The following is a 26664-nucleotide window of genomic DNA, read 5'->3' as shown; positions in this document are numbered from 1 at the left end:
ATCGGCCAGGCGAACCACCTGTTTCCGGCCAAACAGTCAGCCCTTCCCCGTGCGAGGTCACGAGAAACCACTCGTAGGGTGATTATCACTCGGCGTGGCGAGCGCGGCGATCGTTGACGCACCCCGAGTGACTGCATACCGTCGATGTGGCAGGTCCCGTCCGGGACGTGGAGGACGGAGGGCGGCGTGGCAATCACCGGCGACGGTATGGCGGCGGAAGGGGCGTTGCCGCTCCACTCGGGCGCAGCAGCGAACCCTGCCCCGGCACCGGCCGCGGCGGTGTCGGGGGACTGCGAGGCGCAGAACATCGGCTATCGCGGCCCGACCGCCTGTGCGGCAGCGGGCATCACTTACCGGCAGCTCGACTACTGGGCGCGTACGGGCCTGGTGGAGCCGAGCATCCGGCCGGCCTATGGCTCCGGCACCCAGCGGCTCTACAGCTTCCGGGACGTCGTGGTCCTGAAGATCGTCAAGCGGCTGCTGGACACCGGGGTGTCGTTGCAGAACATCCGCACCGCCGTTCAGCATCTGCGCTCGCGCGGGCTGGCGGATCTGACGCGGATGACGCTGATGAGCGATGGTGCGACGGTCTACGAGTGCACCTCGCCCGACCAGGTCGTGGACCTGCTCCAGGGCGGCCAGGGCGTCTTCGGGATCGCCGTGGGCGTGGTGTGGCGGGACGTGGAGGGAGCGCTGTCACAGCTCCACGGGGAGCGGGTGGACACCGGCGAGACGCTGCTCGGGAAGAACCCGCACGACGAGCTGGCACGGCGCCGCAACCGGGCGGGCTGAGGCTCCGGCGGAGCGCGCGGCCCGGCAACGGGCCGATTGTCAGTGGCATGGGGCAGCATCGGAGATGTGAGACCTGCCCCGACGATTCTGCATCTGGACATGGATGCGTTCTTCGCGGCCGCCGAGCAGGCGGCCAAGCCGAGCCTGCGCGGTAAGCCCGTGGTGGTCGGCGGGGTCGGCGTGCGTGGTGTGGTCTCCACGGCGTCGTACGAAGCCCGGGTCTTCGGGGTCCGTTCCGCGATGCCGACGGCCCAGGCGCGTCGGCTGTGTCCCAACGCCGCCTATCTCAGTCCTCGCTTCACGCTCTACCGCCAAGTGAGTGACGCGGTGATGGAGCTGCTGCATGCGCTGTCGCCGCTGGTGGAGCCGCTGAGCTTGGACGAGGCGTTCGTCGACCTGGAGGCGGGCGGGGTGCCGGCCGAGACGGCGGCGGTACGGGCCGTGGGGGAGAAGCTGCGGCGGGATATCCGGTCCGCGACGGGGCTGACCGGCTCGGTGGGGCTGGCCGGGGCCAAGCTGCTGGCGAAGATCGCGTCCGAGGCGGCCAAGCCGGACGGGCTGGTGGTGATCGAGCCGGGTACCGAACGGGAGCTGCTGGGCCCGATGACGGTGCGGACGCTGCCCGGGGTGGGTCCCGCGACGGCCGAGACGCTGCGGCGGGCCGGGATCCACACCGTCGCGGAGACCGCGGAGGCCGGTGAGGCCGAGCTGGTGCGGCTGCTGGGCAGGGCACACGGCGCGGGGCTGTATGCCATGGCGCTGGGGCGGGACGACCGGCCCGTGGTGGCCGAGCGGGACGCGAAGTCCATCTCCGTCGAGGACACCTTCGAGGTCGATCTGACCGACCGGACGCGGGTGCGGAACGAGGTGCTGCGGCTGGCGGACCGGTGCGTACAGCGGCTGCGGGCGGCCGGGCGTTCAGGGCGCACGGTGGTCATCAAGGTGCGTAACTACGACTTCTCGACGCTGACGCGTTCCGAGACGCTCCGGGGGCCCACCGACGACCCTGCGGTGATACGGGAGGCCGCTGTGCGCCTGCTGGAGACGGTGGACACCACCGGCGGGGTGCGGCTGCTGGGTGTGGGTGTCAGCGGGCTGGCGGACTTCACACAGGAGGATCTGTTCGCGCAGCTGGCGACGGAGCGGGAGGCGGCGGAGGCCGCGACCGCGGCGGCGGTGGAGCAGGCCGCCGGGGAGCGGGAGCCGCACGAGGCCGAGGAGGAGCGGCCGCGGCGCTGGTATCCGGGGCTGGACGTGGTTCACGAGGAGTTCGGCGCGGGCTGGGTGCAGGGGAGCGGGGTGGGGAGGGTGACCGTCCGCTTCGAAACGCCATGGTCCGCACCGGGGAGGGTGCGGACCTTTGCTGTCGAGGACCCGGCGCTGCGGCCGGGGGAACCCCTGCCGCTGGTGGGCGGGGCGCCGGCCGGCGGTCAGTCGTCCGAGCCGGCGATCTTGCCGAAGTTCTTGTCGCCGGAGCCGGGGGACACCGGGTCGGTCGGGGAAGAAATATCCAGTCGGTAGTGGTGATAGAGCTGAAGTTCCTGTTCAGGGGAGAGATGGCGGCCCACGCCGAAGTCGGGTGCGTCCTTGATCAGCTTGCGGTCGTAAGGGATGTGCAGGCCCTCACCGACCATTTTGCTGGGCTCCAGGGGGACGAACGCATCCCGGCTGAAGAGTCCGGTGCGCACGGCCGCCCACTCCGGTTCCCCCGTCGCATCGTCGAGGTAGACCTCGTCGATGGTCCCTATTTTCGCGCCATTACGGTCGAACGCTTTGCGGCCGATCAGGCTTCGGGGATCGATATCGGTTTGCACGGCCCCTCCAATTGGTCGCAACTGCCCTCTGACAACTACCAAACGGCACATTTCATGCCCCGGCCACTCGAAGGAGCCTTCGAGAGCCACGCTGGTAGGCTGGCGATTGGCCGCAGACCCCGTGCGGGAGAGTCCTTGTCGTTCGCGACCAGGGCGCCGAAGGAGCAAATCCTCCCCGGAATCTCTCAGGCACACGTACCGCATGGACGAGGTCACTCTGGAAAGCAGGGCGGGCCGCGGAAGCACAGCGCCGAGACCCCCCTCACCGACGGTGAAAGCCGGGCCGCCTTGTGCGGGCCGGTGAAGCTCTCAGGTTGAATGACAGAGGGGGAGGCCGTCCGGGCACCCGTGCCGTGGTGCCCCTCGTAGGTCGTACCGACCAGGAGGCCCCCGCAGATGACCACCAATCGCATCTCCTTGACCGAGCTGGAACGCGGCACCCCCTTCGAGCGCCGGCACATCGGTCCCGACCACGCGGCGCAGGCGAAGATGCTCGCGCACATCGGATTCGGGTCGCTGGACGAGCTCACCGCCACCGCCGTACCCGATGTGATCAAGAGCGCCGAGGCGCTCGGCCTGCCGCAGGCCCGTACCGAGGCCGAGGTGCTCCAGGAGCTGAAGGGCCTGGCGGAGCGCAACGAGGTCCTGGCGTCCATGATCGGTCTCGGCTACTACGGCACGTTCACCCCGCCGGTGATCCTGCGCAACGTCATGGAGAACCCGGCCTGGTACACGGCGTACACGCCCTACCAGCCGGAGATCTCGCAGGGCCGCCTGGAAGCGCTGCTGAACTTCCAGACGATGGTCGCCGACCTGACCGGACTGCCCACCTCCGGCGCTTCGCTGCTGGACGAGGGCACCGCCGCCGCCGAGGCGATGGCGCTCTCCCGCCGGGTCGGCAAGGTCAAGCAGGGCGTCTTCCTGGTCGACGCCGACTGTCTGCCGCAGACCATCGCCGTGATCGAGACCCGTGCGGAGCCCACCGGCGTCGAGGTCGTGGTCGCGGATCTGTCCGACGGCATTCCGGCCGAGATCGCCGAGCGCGGAGTGTTCGGTGTGCTGCTTCAGTACCCGGGTGCCTCCGGCGCGGTGCGGGACCCCCGCGCCGTCATCGAGCAGGCGCACGAGCTGGGCGCGATCGTCACCGTCGCCGCCGATCTGCTCGCCCTGACGCTGCTCACCTCGCCCGGTGAGCTCGGCGCGGACATCGCCGTCGGCACCACCCAGCGCTTCGGCGTTCCGATGGGCTTCGGTGGACCGCACGCCGGCTTCATGGCCGTCCGTGACCAGTTCGCCCGCAGCCTCCCCGGCCGTCTGGTGGGCGTCTCCGTCGACGCCGACGGCAACAAGGCCTACCGCCTGGCGCTTCAGACCCGTGAGCAGCACATCCGCCGGGAGAAGGCCACCAGCAACATCTGCACCGCGCAGGTGCTGCTCGCCGTCATGGCCGGGATGTACGCGGTCTACCACGGCCCCGAGGGCCTGCGGACCATCGCCCGGCGCACCCACCGCTACGCCGCGGTCCTCGCCGAGGGCCTGCGGGCCGGCGGGGTGGAGATCGCGCACGGCAGCTACTTCGACACGCTGACCGCGCGGGTGCCCGGCCGGGCCGCCGAGGTCGTCGCCGCTGCCCGTGAGGCCGGTGTCAACCTCTGGCAGATCGACGCGGACCTGGTCGGTATCGCCTGCGACGAGACCACCGGGCGGGCGCAGCTGGCCGGCGTCTGGGGCGCTTTCGGGGTGTCCGGCGACGTCGAGCAGCTGGACGCGGCCGCCGCCGATGCGCTGCCGCAGGCACTGCTGCGCCACGACGACTACCTCGCCCACCCGGTTTTCCACGAGTACCGCTCCGAGACCGCGATGCTGCGCTACCTGCGCACCCTCGCCGACAAGGACTACGCGCTGGACCGCGGCATGATCCCGCTCGGCTCCTGCACGATGAAGCTGAACGCCACGACCGAGATGGAGCCGGTCACCTGGCCTGCGTTCGGTCAGCTGCACCCGTTCGCGCCGGCCGACCAGGCCCAGGGTTACCTCACGCTGATCCAGGAGCTGGAGGAGCGGCTGGCCACGGTCACCGGCTACGACAAGGTCTCCATCCAGCCGAACGCCGGATCGCAGGGCGAGCTGGCCGGTCTGCTGGCCGTCCGCGCCTACCACCGCGCCAATGGCGACGAGCAGCGCACGATCTGCCTGATCCCGTCCTCGGCGCACGGCACCAACGCCGCCAGCGCCGTGATGGCCGGAATGAAGGTCGTCGTCGTCAAGACCGGTGAGGACGGCGAGGTCGACACCGACGATCTGCACGCCAAGATCGAGAAGTACCGGGACGAGCTCGCGGTCCTGATGGTGACCTACCCCTCCACGCACGGCGTGTTCGAGGAGCACATCACCCAGATCTGCGCGGCGGTGCACGAGGCCGGCGGCCAGGTCTACGTGGACGGTGCCAACCTCAACGCGCTGGTCGGGCTCGCCGAGCCCGGAAAGTTCGGCGGCGATGTCTCGCATCTGAACCTGCACAAGACCTTCTGCATCCCGCACGGCGGCGGTGGCCCCGGTGTCGGCCCGGTCGGCGTACGCGCCCACCTGGCGCCGTACCTGCCCAACCACCCGCTTCAGCCCGCCGCGGGCCCCGAGACGGGCGTGGGGCCGATCTCCGCCGCTCCCTGGGGCTCGGCGGGCATCCTGCCGATCTCCTGGGCGTACGTACGGCTGATGGGCGGCGACGGCCTCAAGCGCGCCACCCAGGTGGCGGTCCTCAGCGCCAACTACATCGCCAAGCGGCTGGAGCCGCACTACCCGGTGCTCTACACGGGCCCCGGCGGACTGGTGGCGCACGAGTGCATCATCGATGTCCGGCCGCTGACCAAGGCGACCGGCGTGAGCATCGACGATGTGGCCAAGCGGCTGATCGACTACGGCTTCCACGCGCCGACGATGTCGTTCCCCGTGGCCGGCACGCTGATGATCGAGCCGACCGAGAGCGAGGACCTCGCCGAGCTGGACCGGTTCTGCGACACGATGATCGCCATCCGCGCGGAGATCGAGAAGGTCGGTTCGGGGGAGTGGGACAAGGACGACAACCCGCTGCGCAACGCCCCGCACACCGCGGGCGCGCTCGGCGGCGACTGGTCGCACGCGTACTCCCGTGAGGAGGCCGTCTTCCCGGCCGGTGTCGTCGCCGCGGAGAAGTACTGGCCGCCGGTGCGCCGCATCGACGGTGCCTTCGGCGACCGTAACCTGGTCTGCTCGTGCCCGCCGCTGGACGAGTACGACAACTGAGTCACGGCAGCATCAAGGGCCCTCGGCAGATCTGCCGGGGGCCCTGTGGTACGTGGCGCGCGCTGCGGGTCAGGCAGCGGCGATGACCCGGGCGCGGTGCGGGGCGATGACCTGCCCGTCGGGGAGCAGCTCACCGGTGTCCTCGAAGAGCAGGACGCCGTTGCAGAGCAGGCTCCAGCCTTGCTCCGGATGGTGCGCCACAAGGTGTGCGGCCTCCCGGTCGGTGGAGTCTGCGGACGGGCAGGGCGGTTGGTGCTGACACATGGAAGTTGTCTTTCGCTGCGGTGAGGTGAACGTCGTCGTGCGGCTCGATGAGGTGTTCATGGCCGCTCCCCCGTTTCTGTCGGTCGGTCCCAGTGTTGCCCCACGGACGGGATTCCGCAGGGATTTCGCAGCAGCGGTACTCACTCGGTAGGGACGCGTCACCCATGCGGGCGGTTGCTCCCAATTGCACTCCTCCCCAAGAGGGTTGGGAGTGGTATCCGCGGACTAGGCCGCCTGGGTGAGCGCGACAGAGCGCCCCGTGACCGGACGGGGTCGCGGGGCACGCTCGGGCGGCGCGGCGGGCGCCGGAAGCGGCGCGGGAATCCGCGCCGACGCCGGTGGATCAGGCGGGTTCGGCGAGGAGCGGGGCGGGCGTGAGCCGCAGGGTGAGCCGGGGGAGCAGATCGGCGATGCGCTGCGGACGGTGTGCGGCGATACCCGGCGGGGCGGGGGCCAGCGGTACGAGCAGGTCGCCGGGCGCGGGAAGCCCCTGGGCGCCGTCGGAGGTGAGGTCGTGGTGCAGCCACAGCGTGAGCATGTACAGCTCGGGGACGGACAGCAGCCGCGGCTGGTAGGGCGTGGCGAGTGACTCGGCCTGTGCCAGTGCCTGCTCGGTCGCGGCGACGTAGGGGCCGCCGCAGAAGCGCCCGAAGGTCCAGCCGTCCGCGGTGAGCACCGTCTCGGCGGTCGCCACGGCACGCTCCCCGCCGCGGACCAGGAAGCGCCATCCGGCCAGTCGGGTGTGCGGGGTGCCGCCGGCCCGGCTGACGTCGTCCCAGACATGGACGGGCAGCGGGTGGTCGGGGCTGAGCGGACCCTGATGGGCGCGCAGCGCGGAGACCGGAGCGTCACCGACCGCGGTGGGCGAGCCGAGAGCGGCGAGAACGCTGCGCAGGGCGGGTGCGGGGGCAGGGGGGAGGTGCAGCGGCATGGTGGGTCGCCTCTCACTTCGGAGACACGGTGCAGCGTGGCTCGGAGACACGGTGGAGCGTGGCGGGTGCAAACGGCGCTGTCTGCGGGCGGGTCAGAGCGTGGCCGGCCGGGGCGGCGGCCGGGCGGGGGCAGCCGCTGAGCCCGGTGTCGGTGAGATCACCGAGACGCTGGGCGCCAAGTCTCTGCCTCGTCACCGGAGTTTATACGACGTATGTTCTGAAATTGTTTCGGCTACCGGCCTTGTGGATTTCCGGCAAGGTGAAATCCGGACCGCTGCGCGAGGCGCTTTCCACCGCTTTGTGCGGCGTTTTATGGACGCCACCTTGTATTGCCTTGGCGGTGCGGTAGGCCGGAACTCGTCGTTGTTTCTCACGAGTGAATTGCCGCGGGCGAGTGCCGCGCGGATATGCCTATGGGCAGTGCCGGACGCTGCATCACTTCGAGCCTATCGGCACCGGCATGCCCCCGCCGCGTTATTGATCAGATTGCCGGGGCATCATCGACCGTAGCGCGAGCCCCGGCGGTGTCGGGGACGGCCCCAAGCGGCCCGTGGCCGCGGGCTGTTCACTCGAGGAGGGACCCTTCGATGGGGGAGAAGGTCGCCGCGGACGGGATCGACCTGGCGGACCGGGAGCGTTATCGAAGAAAGCTGCACGACTGTCTTGAGGGATTGCACAGGCTGCTGGTGGAGAAGAGGTTCGACCGGCCCAGAAATCTCATGGGCCTGGAGATCGAACTCAATCTTGCCGGCGCCGACGGGCTGCCCCGCATGATGAACACTCAAGTACTGGAGCGCATCGCCAGTGGTGATTTCCAGACCGAACTCGCCCAGTGCAACCTTGAGGTCAACATCCTGCCGCACCGCCTGAGCGGCCGGGTGCTGGACCAGCTTGCCGAGGAACTCCGTACGGGACTCGGCTATGCGGAAAGGAAGGCCCGGGAGGTCGCCGCCAGGATCGTGATGATCGGCATTCTGCCGACGCTGCACGCCACCGACCTCACGGCTGCCAGCCTCTCCGAGAACGACCGCTACGTCCTGCTCAACGACCAGATGCGGGCCGCCCGCGGCGAGGACTTCGCCCTGGACATCCGCGGTGTCGAGCACCTGGTCTCCCGCTCGCCCTCGATCGCCCCGGAAGCCGCCTGTACGTCGGTCCAGCTGCATCTCCAGGTGACACCGGGCCGCTTCGCCGCCGTCTGGAACGCGGCACAGGCCATCGCCGCCGTACAGGTCGCCGTCGGCGCCAACTCGCCGTTCCTGTTCGGCCGTGAGTTGTGGCGGGAGTCCCGGCCGCCGGTCTTCCAGCAGGCCACCGATACCCGCTCGCCCGAGCTGCAAGCCCAGGGGGTGCGCCCCCGCACCTGGTTCGGCGAGCGCTGGATCGACTCCGCATACGACCTGTTCGAGGAGAATGTGCGGTACTTCCCGCCGCTGCTGCCGGTGTGCGGGGCGCAGGAGCCGCTGCGGATCCTCGATGAGGGCGGGGTGCCCGACCTGGCCGAACTGGTCCTGCACAACGGCACGATCTACCGCTGGAACCGCCCCGTCTACGCGGTCGCCGACGGCGTCGCCCACCTCAGGGTGGAGAACCGGGTGCTGCCGGCCGGCCCCACCATCACCGACGTCATCGCCAACACCGCCTTCTACTACGGCCTGGTGCGGGCGCTGGCCGAGGAGCCGCGCCCCGTGTGGACGCGGCTCCCGTTCGCCGCCGCGGCCCGCAACTTCGACACCGCCTGCCGGTACGGCATCGAGGCCGCCCTGGAGTGGCCGCGTCCCGGGCGGGCGGGAGGTACCGCCGAAATCTCGGCCGTACGACTCGTACGCAAGGAGCTGCTGCCGCTGGCGGCCCGCGGGCTGGATGCCTGGGGGGTGGAACCGGCCGACCGGGACCACTATCTCGGCATCATCGACGAGCGCTGCCGGCGCCGGGCGAACGGGGCGTCTTGGCAGGCCGCGGCCTTCCACCACGCCCGGCGCCAGGGCCTGGACCGGGACGCCGCGCTCGCCGCGATGACCCGGCGCTACAGCGAGCTGATGCACACCGGGACGCCGGTGCACACCTGGCCGGTCGCCTGGCCGGTCGCCGGGCGTCCGGCCGTACCGGGAGCACGGCAGGCGGCGACGGAAGGGGCGTAGGGGGTGTCGTTCGGATCAGCGGGGGACGTTGCTGCCCGCCGCCATGATGGCCTTGAGCATCACCTGGTGGATCTGCGACGGGTCGCTGACCCGGTGCGTCGAGCCGCCGGTCGGTGCCACGATGCGGTTCAGGGCGGAGGTGTCGGCCTCCGGGCCGATCGCGAGGGCGATCAGCGGCACCGGCCGTTTCGGGTCGGAGAGCTTCTTCAGCTCGCCCACCAGGGCGTCCAGGCCGATGCCGTGGGCGTCGTCGTTGGCGCCGTCGGTGAGGATGACCAGCGCGTTGAACTTCCCGCTCGCATAGGTCGAGCGGGCCTTCTGGTACGCGGCGAGCGTGGTGTCGTACAGGCCGGTGGCGCCCTGGGGTTCCGGGGCCAGCGCGCCGAAGGCGTCGGCGAGCGCTTCGCGGTGGGTGCTGCCGTCCTTGTCCCGGCCGCCGAGCCGTTCGGTGGGGGAGAGCTCCACGTAGTCCTTGTCGCCGTGCAGTGAGGTGGCGAACTTCCACAGCCCGATCTCGTCCTCGGAGGTGAACGTGGTCAGCGCCTGGAGGAGCGAGTTCTTGGCGAGGTCCATACGGGACCGGCCGTTGTGTCCTGGGACCGGGGCGCCCATGGATGCCGAGGCGTCCACGACGGTGGAGAGTCGGGCGCTCTGCACCGTGATCGTCCACATGCCCATGAGGGCCTGGAGTTCCTTCGCGGTCGGCGGCTCGGCGGGCCCGGCGGAGTACGGCTGGGGGTCGCGCCCGCCGGCCGTTTTGACCACCTTCGGTTCCGCCTCCCCGGTGGGGGCGCGGAAGCCGATCCGGCGCAGCGCACGCTGTCCGGCGGGCTCGCTCAGCAGGGTCAGGAAGCGGTTGGCGGCGCGGGAGCGTTCCGGGTCCGTCTCGCTGTTGTCGACCAGCGTGTAGGGGTAGTCGAGCCGGGCCGTGCCGCCCTCGGGGTAGAGCAGGTCCAGATCCGGCCCGCCGTCCGCGTGTGTGTTGTGCGCGAAGGCGGCCTGCTCGGACAGCAGCAGCGCCTGGTTGCGGCGCGGATTGCTCTGCTCGGCACCGGAGGCGTCGCGGGGCAGGGTGGCCATGGCCTGCCCGTCGCCGTCCGCGGCGCGCTGGTTGAGCAGCCGCGCGGTGGCGGCGGTGCGGGTGTCGGCCGTGACGCGATCCGGTGCCTTCTTGGTGTTGGCGGCGCTGATGCGGGCCAGGGAGAGCAGGCCGGTGGCGCTGCGGGACGGGTCGGCGATGCCCAGGTGCAGCGCGTCGCCGGCTGCCGTGGCCCGGGTCAGTTCCGTCCAGGTGTAGGTCTTCTCCGGCCAGCCCAGCGACTTGGCGGCCCGGGGGACGGCGCCCAGCGCGACCGGGGACGAGGCGATGATCCCGGCGGTGGTCAGCGGGGTGCCGCGCTCCGCGCCGACGCGGTCCACCCACAGGCTCGAATCCGGTATCCAGACCTGGAATTCGGGATCGACCGGCCGCTGTCCGAAGGCGTCGGCGATCTCGTGGGCGGACCGCGAGGTGACCCTGACGTCCAGACATCTGCCGTCGGTACGCGCCGAATCCTCCCGCGCCGTCTTGGCCACCGCTTCGACCGCCGGGGCGACATCGGGCGAGGCGGCCACATCGAGCCGGGTCACCTCGCCGCCGCACGGCCCGCCGAACGGGAGCAGACCGCCCTCCAGCGCCACGACCGTGCCGGCGGCGACGGTCAGCACGAGGCCGGTGGCGAGGACGAGCGCGCGGGGACGGGCACCTCGGCGGGCCCCCGTGCGCGCCGGTGCGGAGCCGTCGGGCAAGCTGTGTCGTCCCATTGCGGTAGCGCCTCTCCTTCTCGGAGCTCGACCGGGATGCGCCGGTAGGGGAAAACGCGCCATCGGGATGGCGCCTGTCCCCGGCCTGTCGTGCGCGATCTTCGTAACTGCTGCCGAGACCCTAGCGGTGCGGTGGTGGCGATGAGGTGGTAAATGCGGAAGCGGAGGAAGTGTGCAGTCGGATACAAGTCCCGTGGCCGATGCGGACGTTCCAGGTCAAGGGCCTGGTGACGGGCTCCTCGGGGAGCCGTCCCGCAGCATTCTGCGGAGCGAGACATGGATCGTGCTGGCCCTTTCCCTGGGGGCCAGCGGGGTGTCGGCACTGATCAGCTTCATCGGTTCGGTGACCAAGCCCGGCGGTCTCAAGGATCAGGCGGCGACGCTCAATGGCTCCCATGCGCCCGGGCGGCCCTGGCTGGATCTCGCCTGGCAGCTGTTCGGTATCGCGAGCGCGCTGGTGCCCGTGGTGCTGGTGGCGCATCTGTTGCTGCGGGAACGGGCCGGCGGCCTGCGGGCGATCGGTTTCGACCGGCGGCGGCCCGGCTTCGACCTGAGCCGCGGGCTCGCCCTGGCGGTCGTCATCGGCGGCAGCGGTCTGCTGCTGTACCTGGGCTCGCGGGCGGCCGGATTCAATCTGACGGTGGTCCCCGAGGCGCTGCCGTCGGTGTGGTGGAAGATCCCGGTGCTGATCGCCTCCGCGGTGCAGAACGCCGTCCTGGAGGAGGTCATCGTCGTCGGGTATCTGCTGCGCAGGCTGGGGCAATTGGGCTGGTCACCGTTCGCGGCGCTCGCGGCCAGCTCGGTGCTGCGCGGCTCCTACCACCTCTACCAGGGCATCGGTGGCTTCGTCGGCAACATGGTGATGGGCGTGCTCTTCGTCCTGCTCTACCGGCGGTGGGGGCGGGTCGGGCCGCTGGTCGCCGCCCATGCGCTGATCGACATCGTGGCGTTCGTCGGCTATGCGCTGTTCGCCGGGTGGTTGGGGCTGCCGACACCGTGAGGAGGCGGCGGCGCGTGGCACCGCGGTGCCTGCCGCGCCTCCCCAGGGGCGCCGCCGGGTGGGCCGGCTCAGTCGGTGGCCAGTAGTTCCCCGTCGATGACCGTGACCGCCGACCCGGTCAGCAGCGTACGGTCGCCGCGCAGCTCGGTCCGTACGAAGCCGGTGCGGGCGGCGCCCTGGAGACCTACCAGGGCGGCACGGTCCAGGCGCGCCGACCAGAACGGTGCGAGCGCGGTGTGCGCGCTGCCCGTTACCGGGTCCTCGTCGATGCCGACGTTGGGGAAGAAGCAGCGCGAGATGAAGTCGTAGCCGCCGTCCGGGTTTTCGGCGCGGGCAGTGGCGATCACCCCGCGGCCGCCGTGCCCGGCGAGCACCTTGAGGTCCGGGGCCAGCGCCCGTACGGACTTCTCGTCGGCCAGCTCGACCAGGAGATCGCCGACATCGGGGCCGGTGTCGTGCGCGGAGCGGATCTCGGCGCCCAGCGCGCCCGCGACCACCGGCGGTACCTCGACGGGGGTGAGCGGGGCGGTCGGGAAGTCCATGGTGATCGCGCCGCGGTCGTCGGCCGTTGTGGTCAGCACCCCGCTGCGGGTGCGGAAGCGGACCGTACCGGTGGCCGTCCCCGTGGTGTGCAGGACGTGCGCGGTGGCCAAAGTGGCATGCCCGCACATGTTCACCTCGGCGGCGGGGGTGAGCCAGCGCAGCGCCCAGTCGGCGTCACCGCCCGCGGGCAGCGGATGCGCGAAGGCCGTCTCGGAGAGATTGACCTCGGTGGCGACCCGCTGGAGCCAGGCCGTATCGGGAAAGGCGCCGGAGTCGAGGAGTACGACTCCCGCGGGGTTGCCGGCGAAGGGACGCTCACTGAAGGCGTCGACGATGCGAATCCTCATGGCCGCGAGCGTAGGCGTGCCGCAGCGCCGCAGGCCAAGGCCAATCCGGGGGAATTGGCAGGGGAGCCGGGCCGCGGTGGCCGGTGGGGTGGCGTGCCGGGTGCTCATGAGGCGTTGACGAGATGAGGGAAGACTCTTGCTTCGACGAACAGTCCCGATATATCGTTGAAGCATCGCGACCGATCAACGATAGAGAGATGGAGGACGTCATCATGCGTTCCCAAGGACAAGAACACGGACATGAGCATCGGCATGAGCACTGCGGACCCGGGCGCCGCGGCGGCCACGGCGACTTCGCGGGTGGCTGGGAGCGGCGGCACTCGGCCTTCGGCCCGTTCGGCCCGCCGTTCGGTGGCCCGCCCTTCGGTGGCGGCCGGGGGCGCGGCGGACCGCGCGGCCGGGCGCGCCGCGGCGATGTGCGCGCCTCGATCCTGGCGCTGCTCAAGGACCGTCCGATGCACGGCTACGAAATGATCCAGGAGATCGCCGAGCGCAGTAGTGGGGCGTGGAAGCCCAGCCCCGGCTCGGTCTATCCGACGCTTCAGCTCCTGGAGGACGAGGGGCTGATCGCCAGCGCCAGTGAGGGCGGCAAGAAGCTGTTCTCGCTGACCGACGCCGGGCGCACCGAGGCCGACAGCGGTTCGGACGCCCCCTGGGAGGACGCCGGCCGCGGCGTCGACTGGGAGGCGATGAACGAGATCCGCAAGGCGGGCGGCGGCCTGGTCGAGGCGTTCCGGCAGGTGTGGGCCACCGGCAGCCCCGAGCAGCGGGAGAAGGCCATGGCGGTGGTCAACAAGGCGCGCAAGGAGCTGTATCTGATCCTTGCCGAGGAGGACTGAGCGTGAAGTGCACGGAGGTGCGGGCTTCGGGGGCCGGGGTGAGGGTCGGCCCCCGAAGCGTCAGGTGACGAGGCCGGCGAGCCTGCGCAGCGACTCGTTCAGCGCGGCGCTCGCCGAGTCCTTGAGCTTGCCCGCCATCAGGGAGACCGCGGCGCCGGTGAACGTGCCGTCGATCCGTACAGCCGTCGCCCCGCCGTCCGGTGTGAGTGCGTAGCGCATCCCCAGGGTGACGCCCATCGGGCCCTTGCCCTCGATATCGAGCAGCCGCTCGGGCTCCAGTTCCCGCACGGTCCAGGCGACCTCCGCCGGGAAGCCCATCAGCTTCATGTTCTCCTCGTAGCCCGCGCCTACTTGGAGCGTTTCCGGGCCGCCCTTGGGGAACGCGGTGTGGGTGGCGTTCCACTCGCCGTAGGAGTCGAAGTCGGTGAGCCGCTCCCAGACCTTCGCGGCCGGTGCCTCGATACGGGCCTGCGCGGTGGCTTCGGCCATGCGATCACCCCTTCGGTGACGATCCCTGGCTGGTGCCGCGGAACGTAGCCCTGCCGGGGTGAAGGTTCAATAGAGCGGACCGCACTGTTCTGATGGGTCGTCAGTTTTCGGGTAGGCGGTCCAGCGGCGATGGCGAGCGGTCACCCCACCCCCGTATGTCTGACCTCCACGATTCCCACACATCTCCTCCGTGAGGATGAGATCGCGCGGGGACGTGCGCAACCAGCGTGGGAGACGCAAATGCTTCCCGCCGGTGATGTTCCGGTCCGCACGGGCTGGTGGGGTGGGTGCTGTGCAAAACCGTACTGCGTACAGTGGTGGCGACAGCCCCGCCCCGGAGGACCTTGAGACCCGGCTCACCGTAGAGCTCGCGTCGGTCATATCCGCGGCCCGCAGGCGAGCCACCCGTGATGGCGACCGGCAGGTCGACACCGCCCATCTGCTGCACGGCCTCCTGGAATCGGACCCCGCGGTACGCGCCGCCTTCGACGGCGGACCGCAGGTCGCCCGGCTGCTCGGCTACCTCGTCCAGCGCAGCATCGGCTACGGACTCCAATGGCACGGCACCGTCGAGGACTCCGGCGCGGTCCCCGTGGTGGCCGAGGGTGCCGTCCCCGGATGGTCACCGGCCGCGGCCGCCGCCATGGACGGTGCGCTGGATCGCGCCCATGCCCGCTACGCCACCCGCGCGGGCTGCCTCGACCTGCTCGCCGCCCTGGTGGACGACCCGGAATCGCGGGCCGTCGAGGTGCTGTGCCGGGCCTCGGTCGACACCGTCCGGCTCGCCCACCGTCTCGACGGGGAGCGTCCCGGCCAGGACTGACAGGGGTCTCGGGGGTGGCACTGCTGACGACGGGTGCCATGATGGCCGGATGCACGCGTCTTCGGGGAGCCCGGCAGGAGCGCCGTCCGGCTCGGGCCACGGAACTTCCGGCTCTATGGGGGCCCAGCAGTCATCGCCCGCCCTCGGGGTGCGCCCTGGTCGGGCGCCCGGTGGACGCGGCGCCGGCCTCGGTATCGCCCTGGTGTCCGCGCTCGCCTTCGGCGGTTCGGGTGTCGCCGCCAAGCCCCTGATATCCGCCGGCCTCGAACCGCTTCAGGTCACCTGGCTGCGGGTGGCCGGGGCGGCGCTGGTCATGCTGCCGCTCGCCTGGCGCCACCGGAATCTGCTGCTCCGCCGGCCCGCGCTGCTCGCGGGCTACGGGCTGCTCGCCGTCGCCGGCGTCCAGGCGTGCTACTTCGCCGCGCTCTCCCGTATCCCCGTCGGGGTCGCGCTCCTCATCGAATATCTGGCGCCCGCCCTGGTACTGGGCTGGGTCCGCTTCGTTCAGAAACGGCCGGTCACCCGGGCCGCGGCGGTCGGCGTGGTGCTGGCCGTCGGCGGACTGGCCTGTGTCGTCGAGATCTGGTCCGGGCTGAGCTTCAACGTCGTCGGCCTCGCGCTCGCGCTCGGCGCGGCCTGCTGCCAGGTCGGCTACTTCGTACTCTCGGATCATGGCTCGGACGGCGACGATGCGGTGGACCCGCTCGGTGTGATCGCCTACGGCCTGCTGATCGGCGCCGTCCTCCTCACCGCGCTCGCCCGCCCCTGGGGCATGGACTGGACCGTGCTCGGCGGCGGCGCGGACCTGAACGGAACCCAGGTGCCCGCCGTTCTGTTGCTCGCCTGGATCGTGCTGATCGCGACGGTGGCGGCCTACCTCACCGGTGTGGTGTCGATCCGCCGGCTCTCGCCCCAGGTGGCCGGGGTGGTCGCCTGTCTGGAGGCCGTCATCGCGACGGTGCTGGCCTGGGTCCTGCTCGGCGAGCATCTCTCCGCACCGCAGATCGTGGGTGGGGCGGTGGTGCTGACCGGCGCTTTCATCGCGCAGTCGGCCAAGCCGAAGACGACCGAGACCGCATGGGTCGCCGGTGCGGGGACGGGCGACGGCGTGAGCGCCCCTGGGGGCCGCGGTTCCCCGGAGTCCCCAGGGGGCGGCGACTCCCCGGAGTCCCTGGCCACCCCGGCGTCCTCGGCCCGGACCGGGGACGACTTGTCGGCCGGCTTTCCCGCGACATAGGGTATCGATCATGCATTCGACTGTGCTGCCCCCTCCCGCCGCGTAACGCGGGCGGCGGCCTCCGAGGAAACCCCGGCTCGGGCTGATCCCGAGCCGCCGGGGCCTGTCCGAGCCAGAGGCGCCGGACAGACCCCAGTCGCTGCCTGCACACGGGACCACGCGACCACTCCACGGCGCATGACGCCGTCCTGGATTTCCCGGAGCACCTCTCCCATGCATGCCACTGATTCCTCCGCCCTTCCCGTGGGCCGGGGGCTGCTGTACGTCACGTTCGCCGCGACCGCCTGGGGCACCGCGGGCGCGGCCGCCGCCCTCCTCTACCGCGGCAGCGGACTGGGCCCGCTCGCCCTCACGTTCTGGCGCACCTTCGGCGGGCTGGTTCTGCTGCTCGCCGTACGGGCGCTGCTGCGCCGCCGGTCGCGCACCGCCGCCGCCCCCGCCCCGTACGAGCCGCTCGGCCGGCGCCTGGCCCGGATCGTGCTGACCGGGGTCGCCCTCGCCGTCTTCCAGGCCGCCTACTTCGCCGCCGTCGAGACCACCGGGCTGGCCGTGGGCACCGTCGTCACCATGGGGGCGGGGCCCGTCCTCATCGCCATCGGGGCGCGGGTCACGATGGGCGAACGGCTCGGCGCGGGCGGAGTCCTGGCCGTCGCCGGGGCGCTGGCCGGGCTGGCGATCCTGGTCCTCGGCGGCGACGGCGGTGCCACCGTCCGTCCGGCCGGGGTGGGCTATGCCCTGCTGTCGGCGGCCGGCTGCGCCGCGATGACGCTGATCACCCGGCGGCTGGGCAAGGGCGGCGGCAGCGACCCGTACGCCTCGACGGTCAGCGCCTTCGCGGTCGGTGCGCTGTGTCTGCTGCCGCTCGCGGCGGTGGAGGGGCTGTGGCCCCAGGCGCACGATCTGGGCCGCAGCCTCAGCCTGCTGGCCTATGTCGCGGCGGTACCGACCGCGCTGGCCTATGGGCTGTACTTCGCGGGACTGGCCGCCGTGCGCGCCGCGACCGCGTCCGTGATCTCGCTCATCGAGCCGGTGTCGGCCGCGGCCATCGCGGTGCTGTTCCTCGGGGAGCGGCTCACCATGGCGACGGCGATCGGAACGGGCGTGCTGCTGACGGCCGTTGCCGCGCTGGCGGTGACCGAGGCGCGCGGAGCGGTGTCGGCCGCGCGGTCGGCGGCGCCGGTGGCGGGCTGAGGGCTCGGGTGCCCGGCCGGCGGTGGTCGGCCGGGCACCTGTATGCCCCCGTACGTCCGGTCCCCTTGGGCCGGGGGCAGGGGGAGCAGCCGGTCAGGAAGCGGGCTTCCCTGTGGCGGCCGCGGTCAGTCTGCGCTGCTGGTGGGTGCGCGCCGCCGCGTCCCCGGGGCCGTCGCGCTCGGCGAGGCGCTCCGAGATGCGGTGCTGGACGGCCTCGCTCCGCTTGCCCCCGTACTTGAACTTGGCGCGGACCTCCCGCACTTCGAGGCGCAGGCCACGGATGCCGGACAGCAGCCGCCCGTATGGAGCGGCACCCGTGGCGACCGGCGCCGAGCCGCCGTCCGGCTGGAAGTGCCCCATCTGGCGTTGCAGCAGCGCCGCCTTCTCCTCCGGGTCGTCCACGACATGGGCGGTGCAGGTCAGCTGGACCGCGGCATAGAAGCTGGTGGGAACGCCGTGCTCGGGCGGCTGGTCTTCGGCCGCCTGCCAGGGGCCGGGGATGAAGGTGTAGTCGTCCACCACGCTCAGCAGCACGGTCGGCCGGTCCTCCAGCGCGCGCCAGAGGGGATGGGGGCGGGCCAGATGTGTGACGGCCTCGTGGCGGGCCGGGTCGTAGGCGAAGTGCAGCGGCTGGAGCATCGGTGGTTCGCCGGGCCTTCCATTGGCGGCCAGCTGACCGAAGTCGTGTGCCGCGAGCCACTGTTGCCACTCGGCGTCTTCGGTGGGGGCGTCCCAGGGGTGGATCAGCACGGTGGCTCCTCAGCGGGCGGCGAGATACGCCGGCTCGGGCGTGCCGGGCGCGAGGTCGTCGGAGGGTATGGGGGCGCCGTACACGGGTGCCACGGGCAGGACGCCGCTCCAATACGGCAGCGCGAGATCCTCCGGCTCGTCGTTGGGGCCGCCGGTGCGGATCTTGGCGGAGACCTCGCGCAGGTCGAGACGGATCACGGAGGTGGCGGCCAGTTCCTTGGCGTTGCCCGGCCGGGAGTCCGCGGCGCGCCCGGGCAGCACATGATCGACGAGCGCGTCGAGCGCGGTGGTCTTCTCCTCCTCGTCGGTGACCTGGTGTGCGGTGCCGTGCACCACGACACAGCGGTAGTTGATGGAGTGGTGGAACGCCGACTTGGCCAGTACCAGACCGTCGACATGGGTGACCGTCACACACACGTCGAGGCCGGGGTCCGGTGCCGCGCCGGCCATCCGCAGCGGCCGGGATCCCGTTGAGCCGTGGAGATAGAGACGGTCGCCGACCCGGCCGTAGAGCGTCGGCAGGACGACCGGGGAACCGTCGCGGACGAAGCCCAGATGGCAGACATAGCCCGCGTCGAGGATGGCGTGCACCGTGTCGTGGTCGTAGGCGGCGCGGTCGCGGGCACGGGTGGGGGTCGTGCGCTCGGTCGGTTCGTACGCCTCGGCTCGGGCCATTGCGATCTCCATTGCACTAGTGCATAATCAATTTTGTGCTAGGAGAGTATCTGATCGAAGGGCGGCGCGCATCGGAGATTGCCGCCAGCGTCGAGCGGGCCGTCGGTGCGGGCCGGCTCCAACCGGGCGAAGTGCTGCCCCCGCTGCGGGAGTTGGCCGTCTATCTCGAGGTCAATCCGAATACGGTCGCGGCGGCATACCGCTCCCTCCGCGACCGAGGGGTGATCGAGACCGCGGGTCGACGCGGCAGCCGGGTGCGCCCGCGCCCGGCCAGCACTTCACGTGAGGCGCTGCGGGTGGAGGTGCCGCCGGGCGTCCGGGATGCCTCCGACGGAAACCCCGATCCGTCCCTGCTGCCCCCGCTCGAACGGGCACTGGCCGAGGCCGCCGCACGCAGCGCGCGGCGCCCCGTCCTCTACGGCACACCGGCCGTGGATGACGACCTGGCCGTTCTCGCCCGCGCGGCGTTCGCCGCCGACGGGGTGCCGGAGGCGCCCGTCGCCGTCACCAGCGGCTCGCTCGACGCCATAGAGCGGGTGCTGGCCGCCCATCTGCGACCCGGCGACGCCGTGGCGGTGGAAGACCCGGGGTGGGGCAGCCTGCTGGACCTCATCCCGGCACTGGGACTGCGCCCCGTCCCGGTCGGAGTGGACGACGAGGGCCCGCTGCCCGAGCAGTTGGCGCGCGCGATCCAGGACGGCGCCCGTGCCGTCGTCGTCACCGACCGGGCGCAGAACCCCACCGGCGCCGCCATCGACCGCGCCCGCGCCACCGAACTCCGCACCCTCCTGGCCGAATACCCCCACCTCCTCCTCATCGAGGACGACCACGGGCACGGCATCGTCGACCTCCCGCTCCATCCGCTCTCCGGGGTCACCGACCACTGGGTCCTGGTCCGTTCGACGGCCAAGGCGTACGGCCCGGATCTGCGGCTTGCCGTGCTCACCGGCGATGCGCTGACCATCGACCGGGTCTGCGGCCGCCAGCGCCTCGGGCCGGGCTGGATCAGCCATCTGCTCCAGGACACGGTCGTCCACCTGTGGCGGACCTCCGCGATCGACCCGAACGAGGTGGCCGGAGCGTACGGGCGGCGACGGGACGCGCTGATACGGGCGCTGGCGGAGCGCGGAGTCCGGGCCCGCGGCCGCAGCGGTATGAACGTCTGGGTGCCGGTCCCCGACGAAACCGGTGCGGTGGCCCGCCTCCTGCACGCCGGCTGGGCGGTGGCGCCTGGTGCACGCTTCCGCCTGCACTCGCCACCCGGCATCCGCATCACCGTCTCCGGCCTCTCCGATGACGACATCCTCCCCGTGGCAGACGCCATTGCCTCGGCTACGGGGGTGGGGGAGGCGCGGCGGTATGAGTGAGGGGTGGGGAGGGCGCTCGGGCTGGGGGGCGTGTGGCTGACCGTGGGCCGGGGCTTGGGCTGGCTCGGGGGGGGGCGGTGAGGCTCTACGCCTTGCCGGGAGGTCGGTAGGGGGCTGCGCCTCGCCGGGAAGTCAGTGGGGGTCTGTGCCTCGCCGGGATGTTGGTAAGGCCCTGCGCCTCGTCGGGGGTCGGTAAGGCTCTCCGCCTCGTCCGCCTCGGCTGCGACGTCCTTCGTGCTCCTCGCCCAGGATCGCAGCCGGGCACCGGGAGGGGGCGAACTGCCGGGGCAGGCTGGGTCGTTGACGCCAGGGCGCGGGGGAGAACGCCGGGAGCCCCCGAGACGAACTCGGGGGCTCGGCGGTGGCTCGGGCCCGGGTGCGGACGGGCGTCGTCAGGAAGAGGTCGCGTCGGTTCGCGAGGGTGCCGGGCGCCTCGGGCGGGGCCTGCTCTGGGTGAGGGCGGCGCCGGCCAGGATGATGAGGGCGCCGACCGGGGTGTTCCAGCTGAGCTGTTCGTGCAGGAGGGCCACGCCCGCCGCGGTGGCGATCACGGGGACGAAATAGGTGACCATCTGCGCGGTGGTGGGGCCGACCTCGGCGACCAGGCCGTACTGGATGAGGAAGGCGAGGCCGGTCCCCAGGGCGCCCAGGGCGAAGACGGCGAGCAGCGGGATGAGCGGGTAGTCGGCCGGTGCGGTGGTGAACAGGGGTGTCACCACGGCCAGTTGGGCGGTGGCCAGCAGGAGCTGGGCGCTGGACATGGACAGGTGGGAGTGCCGGGTGCCCGCCAGGGTGCGGCGGACATAGATCCAGCCGACGGGGTAGCTGAGCGAGGCGCCGAGCGCCATCAAGGTGCCGGTCAGATCCGTGCCGGCGAAGCCCTGCCAGGCGCCGAGCACAGTGAGCACACCCAGGAACCCGAGTCCGAGGCCTGCCACCCGGCGCCGGGTGGGACGGTCCTCGGAGAGCGCGACGACCGACAGCACCATGCCCCACAGTGGTGAGGTGGCGTTGCAGATGCCGGCCAGTGTGGAGGGGATGGTCAGCTCGGCGTACGCGAAGAGGGAGAACGGCAGCACGTTGAGGAAGAACGCGGCCACGGTCAGATGGGCCCAGGTGCGGGCGGACCGGGGGAGCCGTTCGCGCTTGACGGCGAGGACTGCCAGCAGCACCAGCGCACCGAACCCGACCCGGCCCAGGGTCACCTGGAGAGGGGCGAAGCCCTGGGTGCCCACCTTGATGAAGAGGAAGCTGAAGCCCCAGATGAGGGAGAGGACGGCGAACCGGAGCTGCCAGCCGTGGGCCCGGCCGCCGGCCTTCGGGGCCGCGGTCGCGGTGGTGGCGCGGAGCGAGGCGACCGCGAGGGCCTCGGTGGCGGTGGCGTCGCGGTCGGCCGCGGCGCACTCCGTCGCGACGGGAGGGTTGGCGGTGGTGTCGGCGGAGGCGGTGGGTGCGCCGGTGGCGGTGCTCATGAGGTCTACGATGCGCGGTACAACTTCGTAGCACAAGCGAGAATTCGTGGCCGGTATCGCTTAGCATTGCTTATATGTTGAACCTTGATCGCCTACGGACGCTGAGTGCGGTCGCCCGCCATGGCTCGGTGAGCGCGGCCGCCGACGGGCTGCATGTGACGACCTCGGCCGTCTCGCAGCAGATCGCCAAACTGGAGCGGGAGACCGGGCAGCAGCTGCTGGCGAAGAACGGGCGCGGGGTACGGCTGACCGACGCCGGACGGCTGCTCGCCGATCATGCGACGCGCATCCTTTCGCAGGTCGAGCTGGCCCAGGCCGAGCTGGAAGCGCATCGCGGCCAGGCGGTGGGCGAGCTGCGGCTGGGCGCCTTTCCCACCGCCGCCCGCGGACTCTTCCCGGCCGCACTCGTCACCCTGCGCGCCGAGCACCCCCAGCTGCGGGCGCGGCTGACGGAGATGGAGCCGGACGAGTCGGTCCGTGGAGTGGTGCGCGGCGACATCGATCTGGCGGTCGTCCTGGACTGGTACAACCGTCCGCTGTCCCTGCCCGACGGGCTGGCGAAGGCCCCGCTGCTGGACGATCCGGCCGATGTGGCGATGCCGTCCGCCCATCCGCTGGCCCGGCGGCAGTCCGTGGAGCTGGAGGAGTTCGCCGACGACGAGTGGATCTCCTGGCCCCAGGGGGAGTTCTGCAATGAATGGCTGATGTTCACGCTGCGCAGCAAGGGCATTGAGCCGCGGGTCGCGCACATGGCGGAGGAGCACGGCACCCAGCTCGCCCTGATTGCGGCGGGGCTGGGCGTCGCGGTGGCTCCACGCCTCGGCCGGGGGCCGGTGCCGGAGGGCGTGAGCGTGGTGCCCGTACGCCATACGATGCGCCGCCATGTCTATGCCATCTGGCGCGCGGATGCCGACCGCAGGCCCTCGATCCGGGCCGCGGTGGGGGCGCTTCGCACGGCCGGGAAGAACGTGGAGACATCCTGAACCTGGAGACTTCCTGAGGCGTCCACCGTCGCACCTTGAGGCGGCCTCCGTCGGCAGCCCCCGGCTCTTCTCAGGCCGGTGGCACGATGCCGCGGATGACGCCCAGGTCCAGCAAGTCTTGTGGGCGGATGCGGAGTTGGTCGGCGGTCTCGTGGACCTGCGTCTCGTCGCGTTTGAGGATGGCCGCGGCCAGTTCCGGGGCGATCACGGAGAAGTAGCTGTCGGGTGTGGCCCAGAGCCGGTCCGGTGCGGCCAGGGCCAGTGCGCCGCCCGAACCGCCTTCGCCGATGAGCATGGAGGTGACGGGGACCCGGGCGGTGGCGAGCGCCGCGAAGGTGTCGGCGATGGCGGCCCCGGCGCCGGCACGCTCGGCTGCCGCGTCGTTGGCGGCGCCCGGTGTGTCCACGAGGGTGAGGACCGGGATGCCGAGTCGGTCGGCGAGCCGGACGAGCCGCGCCGCGGTACGGAACCCGGCCGGGCGGGTGGCCGTACCGCACTGGGCGGCGAAGGCGATGGTGCGCCCCTGGCGACGGCCGAATCCGCACCGTATCCCGGGGTCGACGCCGCCACAGCGGTCGCCGCTGATCTCCTCCCGGTCGTCGAAGTAGGCACCCAGATACGCCTCGGCGCGCGGCCGCCCGGAGGCGCGGGCACGGACCACCGCACCCCAGCCGCTCTCCGGCAGCTCGGGCGGGCCGAGCGCCGCCGGCGGGGGTGCCGGCTCGACCGTCGTAGCATCGAACTCCCTGGGTGTACCCAGTAGTTGCAGCCATCGCTGGAGAGTGGCCCGCAGCCGGTCGGGCGGGACGACGGCGTCGATGTGGCCGGCGGCGAGCTGCCCCTCGGCGGTGTAGGCGGCGGGGTCGGCGTCCGGGGGACGCACCCGCGAGCCCGCGAAGCCGACCTGGGCCCCGGGGAGCGCGAGGATCACATCTGCGGCCGCGCCCAGGGTGGCCCAGCCGCCGCCGGTCGTCGGGTCGCGCAGCACGGCGAGCTGCGGGAGCCCCGCGGCACGGTTCAGCGCCGACTGCTGTGCCACCCGCTGGAGTTGGGTCAGCGCGCGCATCCCCTCCTGCATCCGGCTGCCGCCCGTGGCGATCAGTGAGACGACCGGCAGGCCGTGCTCGCGCGCATGGGTGTAGGCGGCCTCCAGCCGGTCGCCGGTGCGCTCGCCGAGGGAGCCGCCCAGATAGCGGAACTCGAAGGAGAGCACGACCGTTTCCCGGCCGCCTATCGTGGCCAGGGCGGTGACCACCGACTCGTCCTCGCCGGTCCGCTCCCGGGCGCGGGCCCGCGCGTCGTCGTAACCGCGCCAGCCGAGGGGCCCGTCCGGCGCGGACGACGCCCCGGGCGCGGTGCCACGACCGTCCGGCACAGCCGCCTCGCTGTAGGTGTCCGCCACCGCCGCGATGGCTTGACGGGCGGTCAGCCGGGCGCACGGCAGCGTCGCGGCGCCGACAGCGGCATTGGCACCGCCGCCCGGAGTTCCTCGGCGGGCCGCGGCCCCCTCGCCATCACGGCGGCCATCGGCCTCTCCGGAGCCCGCCTCGCTGTCCTCGGCACCGCCGCTTCCGCCGCTACGCATGCAGCTCACGCTTGAGGATCTTGCCCATGTCGTTGCGCGGCAGGGCGTCCAGGAAGTGCACGGTGCGGGGCCGTTTGTGCGGCGCGAGCTGGCGGGCGACATGATCGGCGAGTTCCTCCGCGGAGGGTGCCGGGCCGGCGTCCGGACCGGTCTCCGCCACGATCCAGGCGACGATCCGCTCGCCGAGATCCTCGTCCGGCGCGCCGGTGACGGCGGCCTCGGCGACACCCGGGTGGGCCAGCAGCGCGTTCTCGATCTCGCCCGCGCCGATCTTGTAGCCGCCGCTCTTGATGAGATCGGTGGCCTTACGGCCCACGATGCGGTAATTGCCGGCGGCGTCGCGGACCGCCATGTCGCCGGTGCGGAACCATCCGCCGTCGAAGGCCGCGGCGGTGGCATCGGGACGGTTGAGGTACTCGACGAAGAGGTTCGGGCCGCGCACCTGAATCTCGCCGACGGTCTCGGCGTCGTTCGCCTCGATGGCCTGGCCCGCCTCGTCGACGAGCCGGACATACACCCCCGGGAGCGGTACGCCGACGGTGCCCGCCGCATCGGGCCCGTCCGCCCGGACGCTGGTGTTCATGAGCGTTTCCGTCATCCCGTAGCGCTCGATCACCCGTCTGCCGGTGGCCGCCGTGATCCGCTCATGATCGGTCAGCGGCAGCGCGGCCGAGCCGGAGACCAGCAGCCGGGCCCGGGAGAGCGCGTTGGCGAGCGCGGGATTCTGCCCCGCTTCGGCAGCCAGACGGTGGTACATCGTCGGCACGCCGAACAGCATCGTGCCCTCGGCGGCGAGCTCCCGGGCCACCGCCTCGGTGCTGAAGCGGCCCAGATGGTGAACGCTGCCGCCGCGGCGCAGCGGCCCGAGGATGCCGAGGATCAGCCCATGGACATGAAAGAGCGGCAGGGCGTGCACCAGCACGTCGTCGGCGGTCCACTGCCAGGCGTCCGCCAGCGCGTCGAGGGTGTGCGTCAGGGCACGGCGGGGGAGGACCACGCCCTTGGGCGGCCCGGTCGTGCCGGACGTGTAGACGATCAGGGCCGGTGCCTCATCGCCCGGTTCGTTCGGCAGCGGGGCCGGCCCGGCCTCCTCGGACGGCGCCGCGGCCTCGATGTCGATACGGGACAGCGCGGCGAGCGGGCCCGGCAGCTCGGCACCCGGCTCGGCCAGGACGAGCGAGGGCACGCTGTCCGCGATGATGTGCGTCAGTTCGCTCTCGCCGATCTTCGGATTGACCGGCACCACGGCCACCCCGGCGAGCAGCGCCGCCACCACACCGACCGCGGTCTCCAGCGTCGGCGTCGCCCACAGGGCGATACGGGTCTCACCGGCGATCCGCTCGGCGACCACACCCGCCGCCGAAGCCAACTCACGATGGCTGAGGCTGCGATCGCCGAAGCGCAGCGCGGGTGCGGGCGAAGCGTCGCGCAGCGCGGGGAAGAGCACGTTCACCGGATCTCCTTCGTCCTCGTCGGCACCCGGCCACCTCGCGGCCGGGCCGCCCCGCTCGCGCACCTGCCGGTACCGAACGGGCTGACCCACACCACTCTCGCAGAGACCACTGACATGACGGCTTTGGTGTGGGCGTGGGCGTGGATGTCGGGGTGGGAGTCGGTCTCGGCGCTGCGACTTTGCGGGACAGGCGATGCCTGGTCTTGGTGGTGGGCACCAGCCTGAGAACCACCGAAGCCGTATCGGATTTCTGGGGTGGCCGTGCCCCACGCGCCCCCATGGCGGCAGCTCGTCGTCCAGACCGCCCGCCGCGCACTCGAAGACACCGGCGGCACTCTGGTCGCGGCCGGCGCCCGCGCCCTCACCCCGGGATCTTGCGGAAGTCCCACGACGCGACGGACTCCGGCGTCAGCCGCAGCCACGCATGCCGGCCGTCGTGCGGCATCGCGGACATCCCGAAGTACTTCTCCGCGAAGAGCCGCTCCGGGGCGTCCAGTTCGGGGCACGGCTCGCCGGTGCGCGGCGCCTCGCCGACGAACTCCACACGGCCCGCCAGCTCGGCCCCGCGCAGCTCGCCGTACCCGTGCCCGTCATCTACGACCACCGCGATCCGCGGGTCCTTGCACAGCTGGGCCCACCGCTTGCTGCGGGTGATCGAATAGAGCCACAGCGCCGTACCGTCCCAGACGAACCACAGCGCCCCGACGTGCGGCGCGCCGTCGCCACCGACCGTGGCGACCCGGCAGGTGCGCTGCGCCGCCAGGAAGGCGTCGAGCTCGCTCTGCGCCATCATGATCCGGCGCCCACGCCGCTGTGTGTCGGCCATCCGTCATCACCTTCCGCCGTGCGCCGCTCATGCGGCCCGGACCCGGTCATCTGACA

General features: G+C 71.9%; 23 protein-coding genes and 1 riboswitch. Of the genes, 11 read left to right on the top strand and 12 right to left on the bottom strand.

The annotated features are described in order from the left end of the window. The first annotated feature begins 186 nt into the window (after nt 1-186). Together QT196_RS05620 and QT196_RS05615 are read left to right on the top strand one after the other, a co-directional pair. Complete coding sequence (locus QT196_RS05620; RefSeq protein WP_290354473.1) at nt 187-792, top strand: MerR family transcriptional regulator; 606 nt, start codon at nt 187-189, stop codon at nt 790-792. A 66-nt stretch (nt 793-858) separates the two neighbouring features. Continuing rightward, nucleotides 859-2313 carry a DNA polymerase IV gene (locus QT196_RS05615; RefSeq protein ID WP_168477900.1) on the top strand — a complete coding sequence of 485 codons (1455 nt, stop codon included), beginning with the start codon at nt 859-861 and terminating at the stop codon, nt 2311-2313. Here the strand turns inward: QT196_RS05615 and QT196_RS05610 are convergent. Further along, the gene (locus tag QT196_RS05610; RefSeq protein WP_026170300.1) at nt 2223-2606 is read right to left on the bottom strand and encodes a PRC-barrel domain-containing protein; all 384 of its coding nucleotides are present in this window, start codon (nt 2604-2606) and stop codon (nt 2223-2225) included. The genes QT196_RS05615 and QT196_RS05610 overlap by 91 nt on opposite strands. A gap of 114 nt (nt 2607-2720) precedes the next feature. Then, nucleotides 2721-2817, top strand: a riboswitch (glycine riboswitch). A gap of 185 nt (nt 2818-3002) precedes the next feature. On the opposite strand from QT196_RS05610, the gene gcvP reads away from it, so the two are divergent. Beyond that, the gene (gcvP, locus tag QT196_RS05605) at nt 3003-5888 is read left to right on the top strand and encodes an aminomethyl-transferring glycine dehydrogenase (RefSeq protein WP_168477899.1); all 2886 of its coding nucleotides are present in this window, start codon (nt 3003-3005) and stop codon (nt 5886-5888) included. Nucleotides 5889-5957: 69 nt separating this feature from the next. Here gcvP and QT196_RS05600 read toward each other — a convergent pair whose 3' ends face one another. Further along, nucleotides 5958-6152 carry a DUF5999 family protein gene (locus QT196_RS05600; RefSeq protein ID WP_042152060.1) on the bottom strand — a complete coding sequence of 65 codons (195 nt, stop codon included), beginning with the start codon at nt 6150-6152 and terminating at the stop codon, nt 5958-5960. 343 nt (nt 6153-6495) lie between these two features. Next, nucleotides 6496-7083: a hypothetical protein gene (locus tag QT196_RS05595; RefSeq protein WP_290354472.1), complete on the bottom strand. Its 588-nt coding sequence runs from the start codon at nt 7081-7083 to the stop codon at nt 6496-6498. 588 nt (nt 7084-7671) lie between these two features. On the opposite strand from QT196_RS05595, the gene QT196_RS05590 reads away from it, so the two are divergent. Next, entirely contained in the window at nt 7672-9225 is a 1554-nt protein-coding gene (locus tag QT196_RS05590) for a glutamate-cysteine ligase family protein (protein ID WP_290354471.1), read from the top strand. A gap of 15 nt (nt 9226-9240) precedes the next feature. On the opposite strand, the gene QT196_RS05585 is transcribed toward QT196_RS05590, so the two are convergent. Then, complete coding sequence (locus tag QT196_RS05585; RefSeq protein WP_168477896.1) at nt 9241-11028, bottom strand: substrate-binding domain-containing protein; 1788 nt, start codon at nt 11026-11028, stop codon at nt 9241-9243. Nucleotides 11029-11200: 172 nt separating this feature from the next. Between QT196_RS05585 and QT196_RS05580 the strand changes: the two genes are divergently transcribed. Further along, nucleotides 11201-12028, top strand: a complete 828-nt coding sequence (locus QT196_RS05580; protein ID WP_266734553.1) for a CPBP family intramembrane glutamic endopeptidase — start codon at nt 11201-11203, stop codon at nt 12026-12028. 68 nt (nt 12029-12096) lie between these two features. On the opposite strand, the gene QT196_RS05575 is transcribed toward QT196_RS05580, so the two are convergent. Continuing rightward, nucleotides 12097-12918, bottom strand: coding sequence for a PhzF family phenazine biosynthesis protein (locus QT196_RS05575; RefSeq protein WP_266734555.1), 822 nt, complete (start codon nt 12916-12918; stop codon nt 12097-12099). Between the two features lie 197 nt (nt 12919-13115). On the opposite strand from QT196_RS05575, the gene QT196_RS05570 reads away from it, so the two are divergent. Next, nucleotides 13116-13757, top strand: coding sequence for a PadR family transcriptional regulator (locus QT196_RS05570; RefSeq protein ID WP_290354470.1), 642 nt, complete (start codon nt 13116-13118; stop codon nt 13755-13757). A 60-nt stretch (nt 13758-13817) separates the two neighbouring features. Here the strand turns inward: QT196_RS05570 and QT196_RS05565 are convergent, their stop codons facing one another. Next, nucleotides 13818-14246 (bottom strand): SRPBCC family protein, encoded by a 429-nt coding sequence (locus tag QT196_RS05565; protein ID WP_168477893.1) that lies wholly within the window; start codon nt 14244-14246, stop codon nt 13818-13820. Between the two features lie 292 nt (nt 14247-14538). Between QT196_RS05565 and QT196_RS05560 the strand changes: the two genes are divergently transcribed. From QT196_RS05560 to QT196_RS05550, 3 genes are all read left to right on the top strand, one after another. After that, the gene (locus QT196_RS05560; protein ID WP_168477892.1) at nt 14539-15069 is read left to right on the top strand and encodes a Clp protease N-terminal domain-containing protein; all 531 of its coding nucleotides are present in this window, start codon (nt 14539-14541) and stop codon (nt 15067-15069) included. Nucleotides 15070-15184: 115 nt separating this feature from the next. Continuing rightward, nucleotides 15185-16306, top strand: coding sequence for an EamA family transporter (locus QT196_RS05555; protein WP_290354469.1), 1122 nt, complete (start codon nt 15185-15187; stop codon nt 16304-16306). Between the two features lie 213 nt (nt 16307-16519). Next, a complete protein-coding gene (locus QT196_RS05550) occupies nt 16520-17497 on the top strand; it encodes an EamA family transporter (RefSeq protein WP_290354468.1) in 978 nt (325 codons plus the stop codon). 93 nt (nt 17498-17590) lie between these two features. Here the strand turns inward: QT196_RS05550 and QT196_RS05545 are convergent, their stop codons facing one another. Both QT196_RS05545 and QT196_RS05540 read right to left on the bottom strand, forming a co-directional pair. After that, nucleotides 17591-18247 carry an FMN-binding negative transcriptional regulator gene (locus tag QT196_RS05545; RefSeq protein ID WP_168477890.1) on the bottom strand — a complete coding sequence of 219 codons (657 nt, stop codon included), beginning with the start codon at nt 18245-18247 and terminating at the stop codon, nt 17591-17593. Nucleotides 18248-18256: 9 nt separating this feature from the next. Beyond that, on the bottom strand, nt 18257-18922 hold the full coding sequence (locus tag QT196_RS05540) for a pyridoxamine 5'-phosphate oxidase family protein (RefSeq protein WP_266735607.1): 666 nt from the start codon (nt 18920-18922) through the stop codon (nt 18257-18259). A gap of 35 nt (nt 18923-18957) precedes the next feature. On the opposite strand from QT196_RS05540, the gene QT196_RS05535 reads away from it, so the two are divergent. Beyond that, nucleotides 18958-20289, top strand: a complete 1332-nt coding sequence (locus tag QT196_RS05535) for an aminotransferase class I/II-fold pyridoxal phosphate-dependent enzyme (protein ID WP_168477889.1) — start codon at nt 18958-18960, stop codon at nt 20287-20289. Between the two features lie 392 nt (nt 20290-20681). Here QT196_RS05535 and QT196_RS05530 read toward each other — a convergent pair whose 3' ends face one another. Continuing rightward, nucleotides 20682-21761, bottom strand: coding sequence for a DMT family transporter (locus QT196_RS05530; protein ID WP_266734565.1), 1080 nt, complete (start codon nt 21759-21761; stop codon nt 20682-20684). 74 nt (nt 21762-21835) lie between these two features. Between QT196_RS05530 and QT196_RS05525 the strand changes: the two genes are divergently transcribed. Beyond that, the gene (locus QT196_RS05525) at nt 21836-22744 is read left to right on the top strand and encodes a LysR family transcriptional regulator (protein ID WP_168477887.1); all 909 of its coding nucleotides are present in this window, start codon (nt 21836-21838) and stop codon (nt 22742-22744) included. Between the two features lie 70 nt (nt 22745-22814). On the opposite strand, the gene QT196_RS05520 is transcribed toward QT196_RS05525, so the two are convergent. The 3 genes from QT196_RS05520 to QT196_RS05510 all read right to left on the bottom strand — a co-directional run bounded on the left by QT196_RS05520 (nt 22815) and on the right by QT196_RS05510 (nt 26608). Next, complete coding sequence (locus QT196_RS05520; protein WP_290354467.1) at nt 22815-24329, bottom strand: carboxyl transferase domain-containing protein; 1515 nt, start codon at nt 24327-24329, stop codon at nt 22815-22817. Next, nucleotides 24322-25782 (bottom strand): acyl-CoA synthetase, encoded by a 1461-nt coding sequence (locus QT196_RS05515; RefSeq protein WP_290354466.1) that lies wholly within the window; start codon nt 25780-25782, stop codon nt 24322-24324. The genes QT196_RS05520 and QT196_RS05515 overlap by 8 nt, the downstream gene beginning before the upstream one ends. Nucleotides 25783-26143: 361 nt before the next feature. Further along, nucleotides 26144-26608 (bottom strand): pyridoxamine 5'-phosphate oxidase family protein, encoded by a 465-nt coding sequence (locus QT196_RS05510; RefSeq protein ID WP_290354465.1) that lies wholly within the window; start codon nt 26606-26608, stop codon nt 26144-26146. Between the last annotated feature and the right edge of the window lie 56 nt (nt 26609-26664).

The sequence above is a fragment of the Streptomyces sp. P9-2B-2 genome (assembly GCF_030406865.1).
In the GTDB taxonomy this organism is placed as follows: Bacteria; Actinomycetota; Actinomycetes; order Streptomycetales; family Streptomycetaceae; genus Streptomyces; species Streptomyces platensis.
This window is presented reverse-complemented; position numbering and strand designations above follow the sequence as displayed.

Coding starts and splice junctions, on each gene's coding strand:
- gcvP (WP_168477899.1), top strand. CDS start 3,003: ATGACCACCAATCGCATCTCCTTGACCGAGCTGGAACGCGGCACCCCC.
- QT196_RS05600 (WP_042152060.1), bottom strand. CDS start 6,152: ATGTGTCAGCACCAACCGCCCTGCCCGTCCGCAGACTCCACCGACCGG.
- QT196_RS05595 (WP_290354472.1), bottom strand. CDS start 7,083: ATGCCGCTGCACCTCCCCCCTGCCCCCGCACCCGCCCTGCGCAGCGTT.
- QT196_RS05590 (WP_290354471.1), top strand. CDS start 7,672: ATGGGGGAGAAGGTCGCCGCGGACGGGATCGACCTGGCGGACCGGGAG.
- QT196_RS05585 (WP_168477896.1), bottom strand. CDS start 11,028: ATGGGACGACACAGCTTGCCCGACGGCTCCGCACCGGCGCGCACGGGG.
- QT196_RS05575 (WP_266734555.1), bottom strand. CDS start 12,918: ATGAGGATTCGCATCGTCGACGCCTTCAGTGAGCGTCCCTTCGCCGGC.
- QT196_RS05570 (WP_290354470.1), top strand. CDS start 13,116: ATGGAGGACGTCATCATGCGTTCCCAAGGACAAGAACACGGACATGAG.
- QT196_RS05565 (WP_168477893.1), bottom strand. CDS start 14,246: ATGGCCGAAGCCACCGCGCAGGCCCGTATCGAGGCACCGGCCGCGAAG.
- QT196_RS05555 (WP_290354469.1), top strand. CDS start 15,185: ATGGGGGCCCAGCAGTCATCGCCCGCCCTCGGGGTGCGCCCTGGTCGG.
- QT196_RS05550 (WP_290354468.1), top strand. CDS start 16,520: ATGCATGCCACTGATTCCTCCGCCCTTCCCGTGGGCCGGGGGCTGCTG.
- QT196_RS05540 (WP_266735607.1), bottom strand. CDS start 18,922: ATGGCCCGAGCCGAGGCGTACGAACCGACCGAGCGCACGACCCCCACC.
- QT196_RS05530 (WP_266734565.1), bottom strand. CDS start 21,761: ATGAGCACCGCCACCGGCGCACCCACCGCCTCCGCCGACACCACCGCC.
- QT196_RS05525 (WP_168477887.1), top strand. CDS start 21,836: ATGTTGAACCTTGATCGCCTACGGACGCTGAGTGCGGTCGCCCGCCAT.
- QT196_RS05520 (WP_290354467.1), bottom strand. CDS start 24,329: ATGCGTAGCGGCGGAAGCGGCGGTGCCGAGGACAGCGAGGCGGGCTCC.
- QT196_RS05510 (WP_290354465.1), bottom strand. CDS start 26,608: ATGGCCGACACACAGCGGCGTGGGCGCCGGATCATGATGGCGCAGAGC.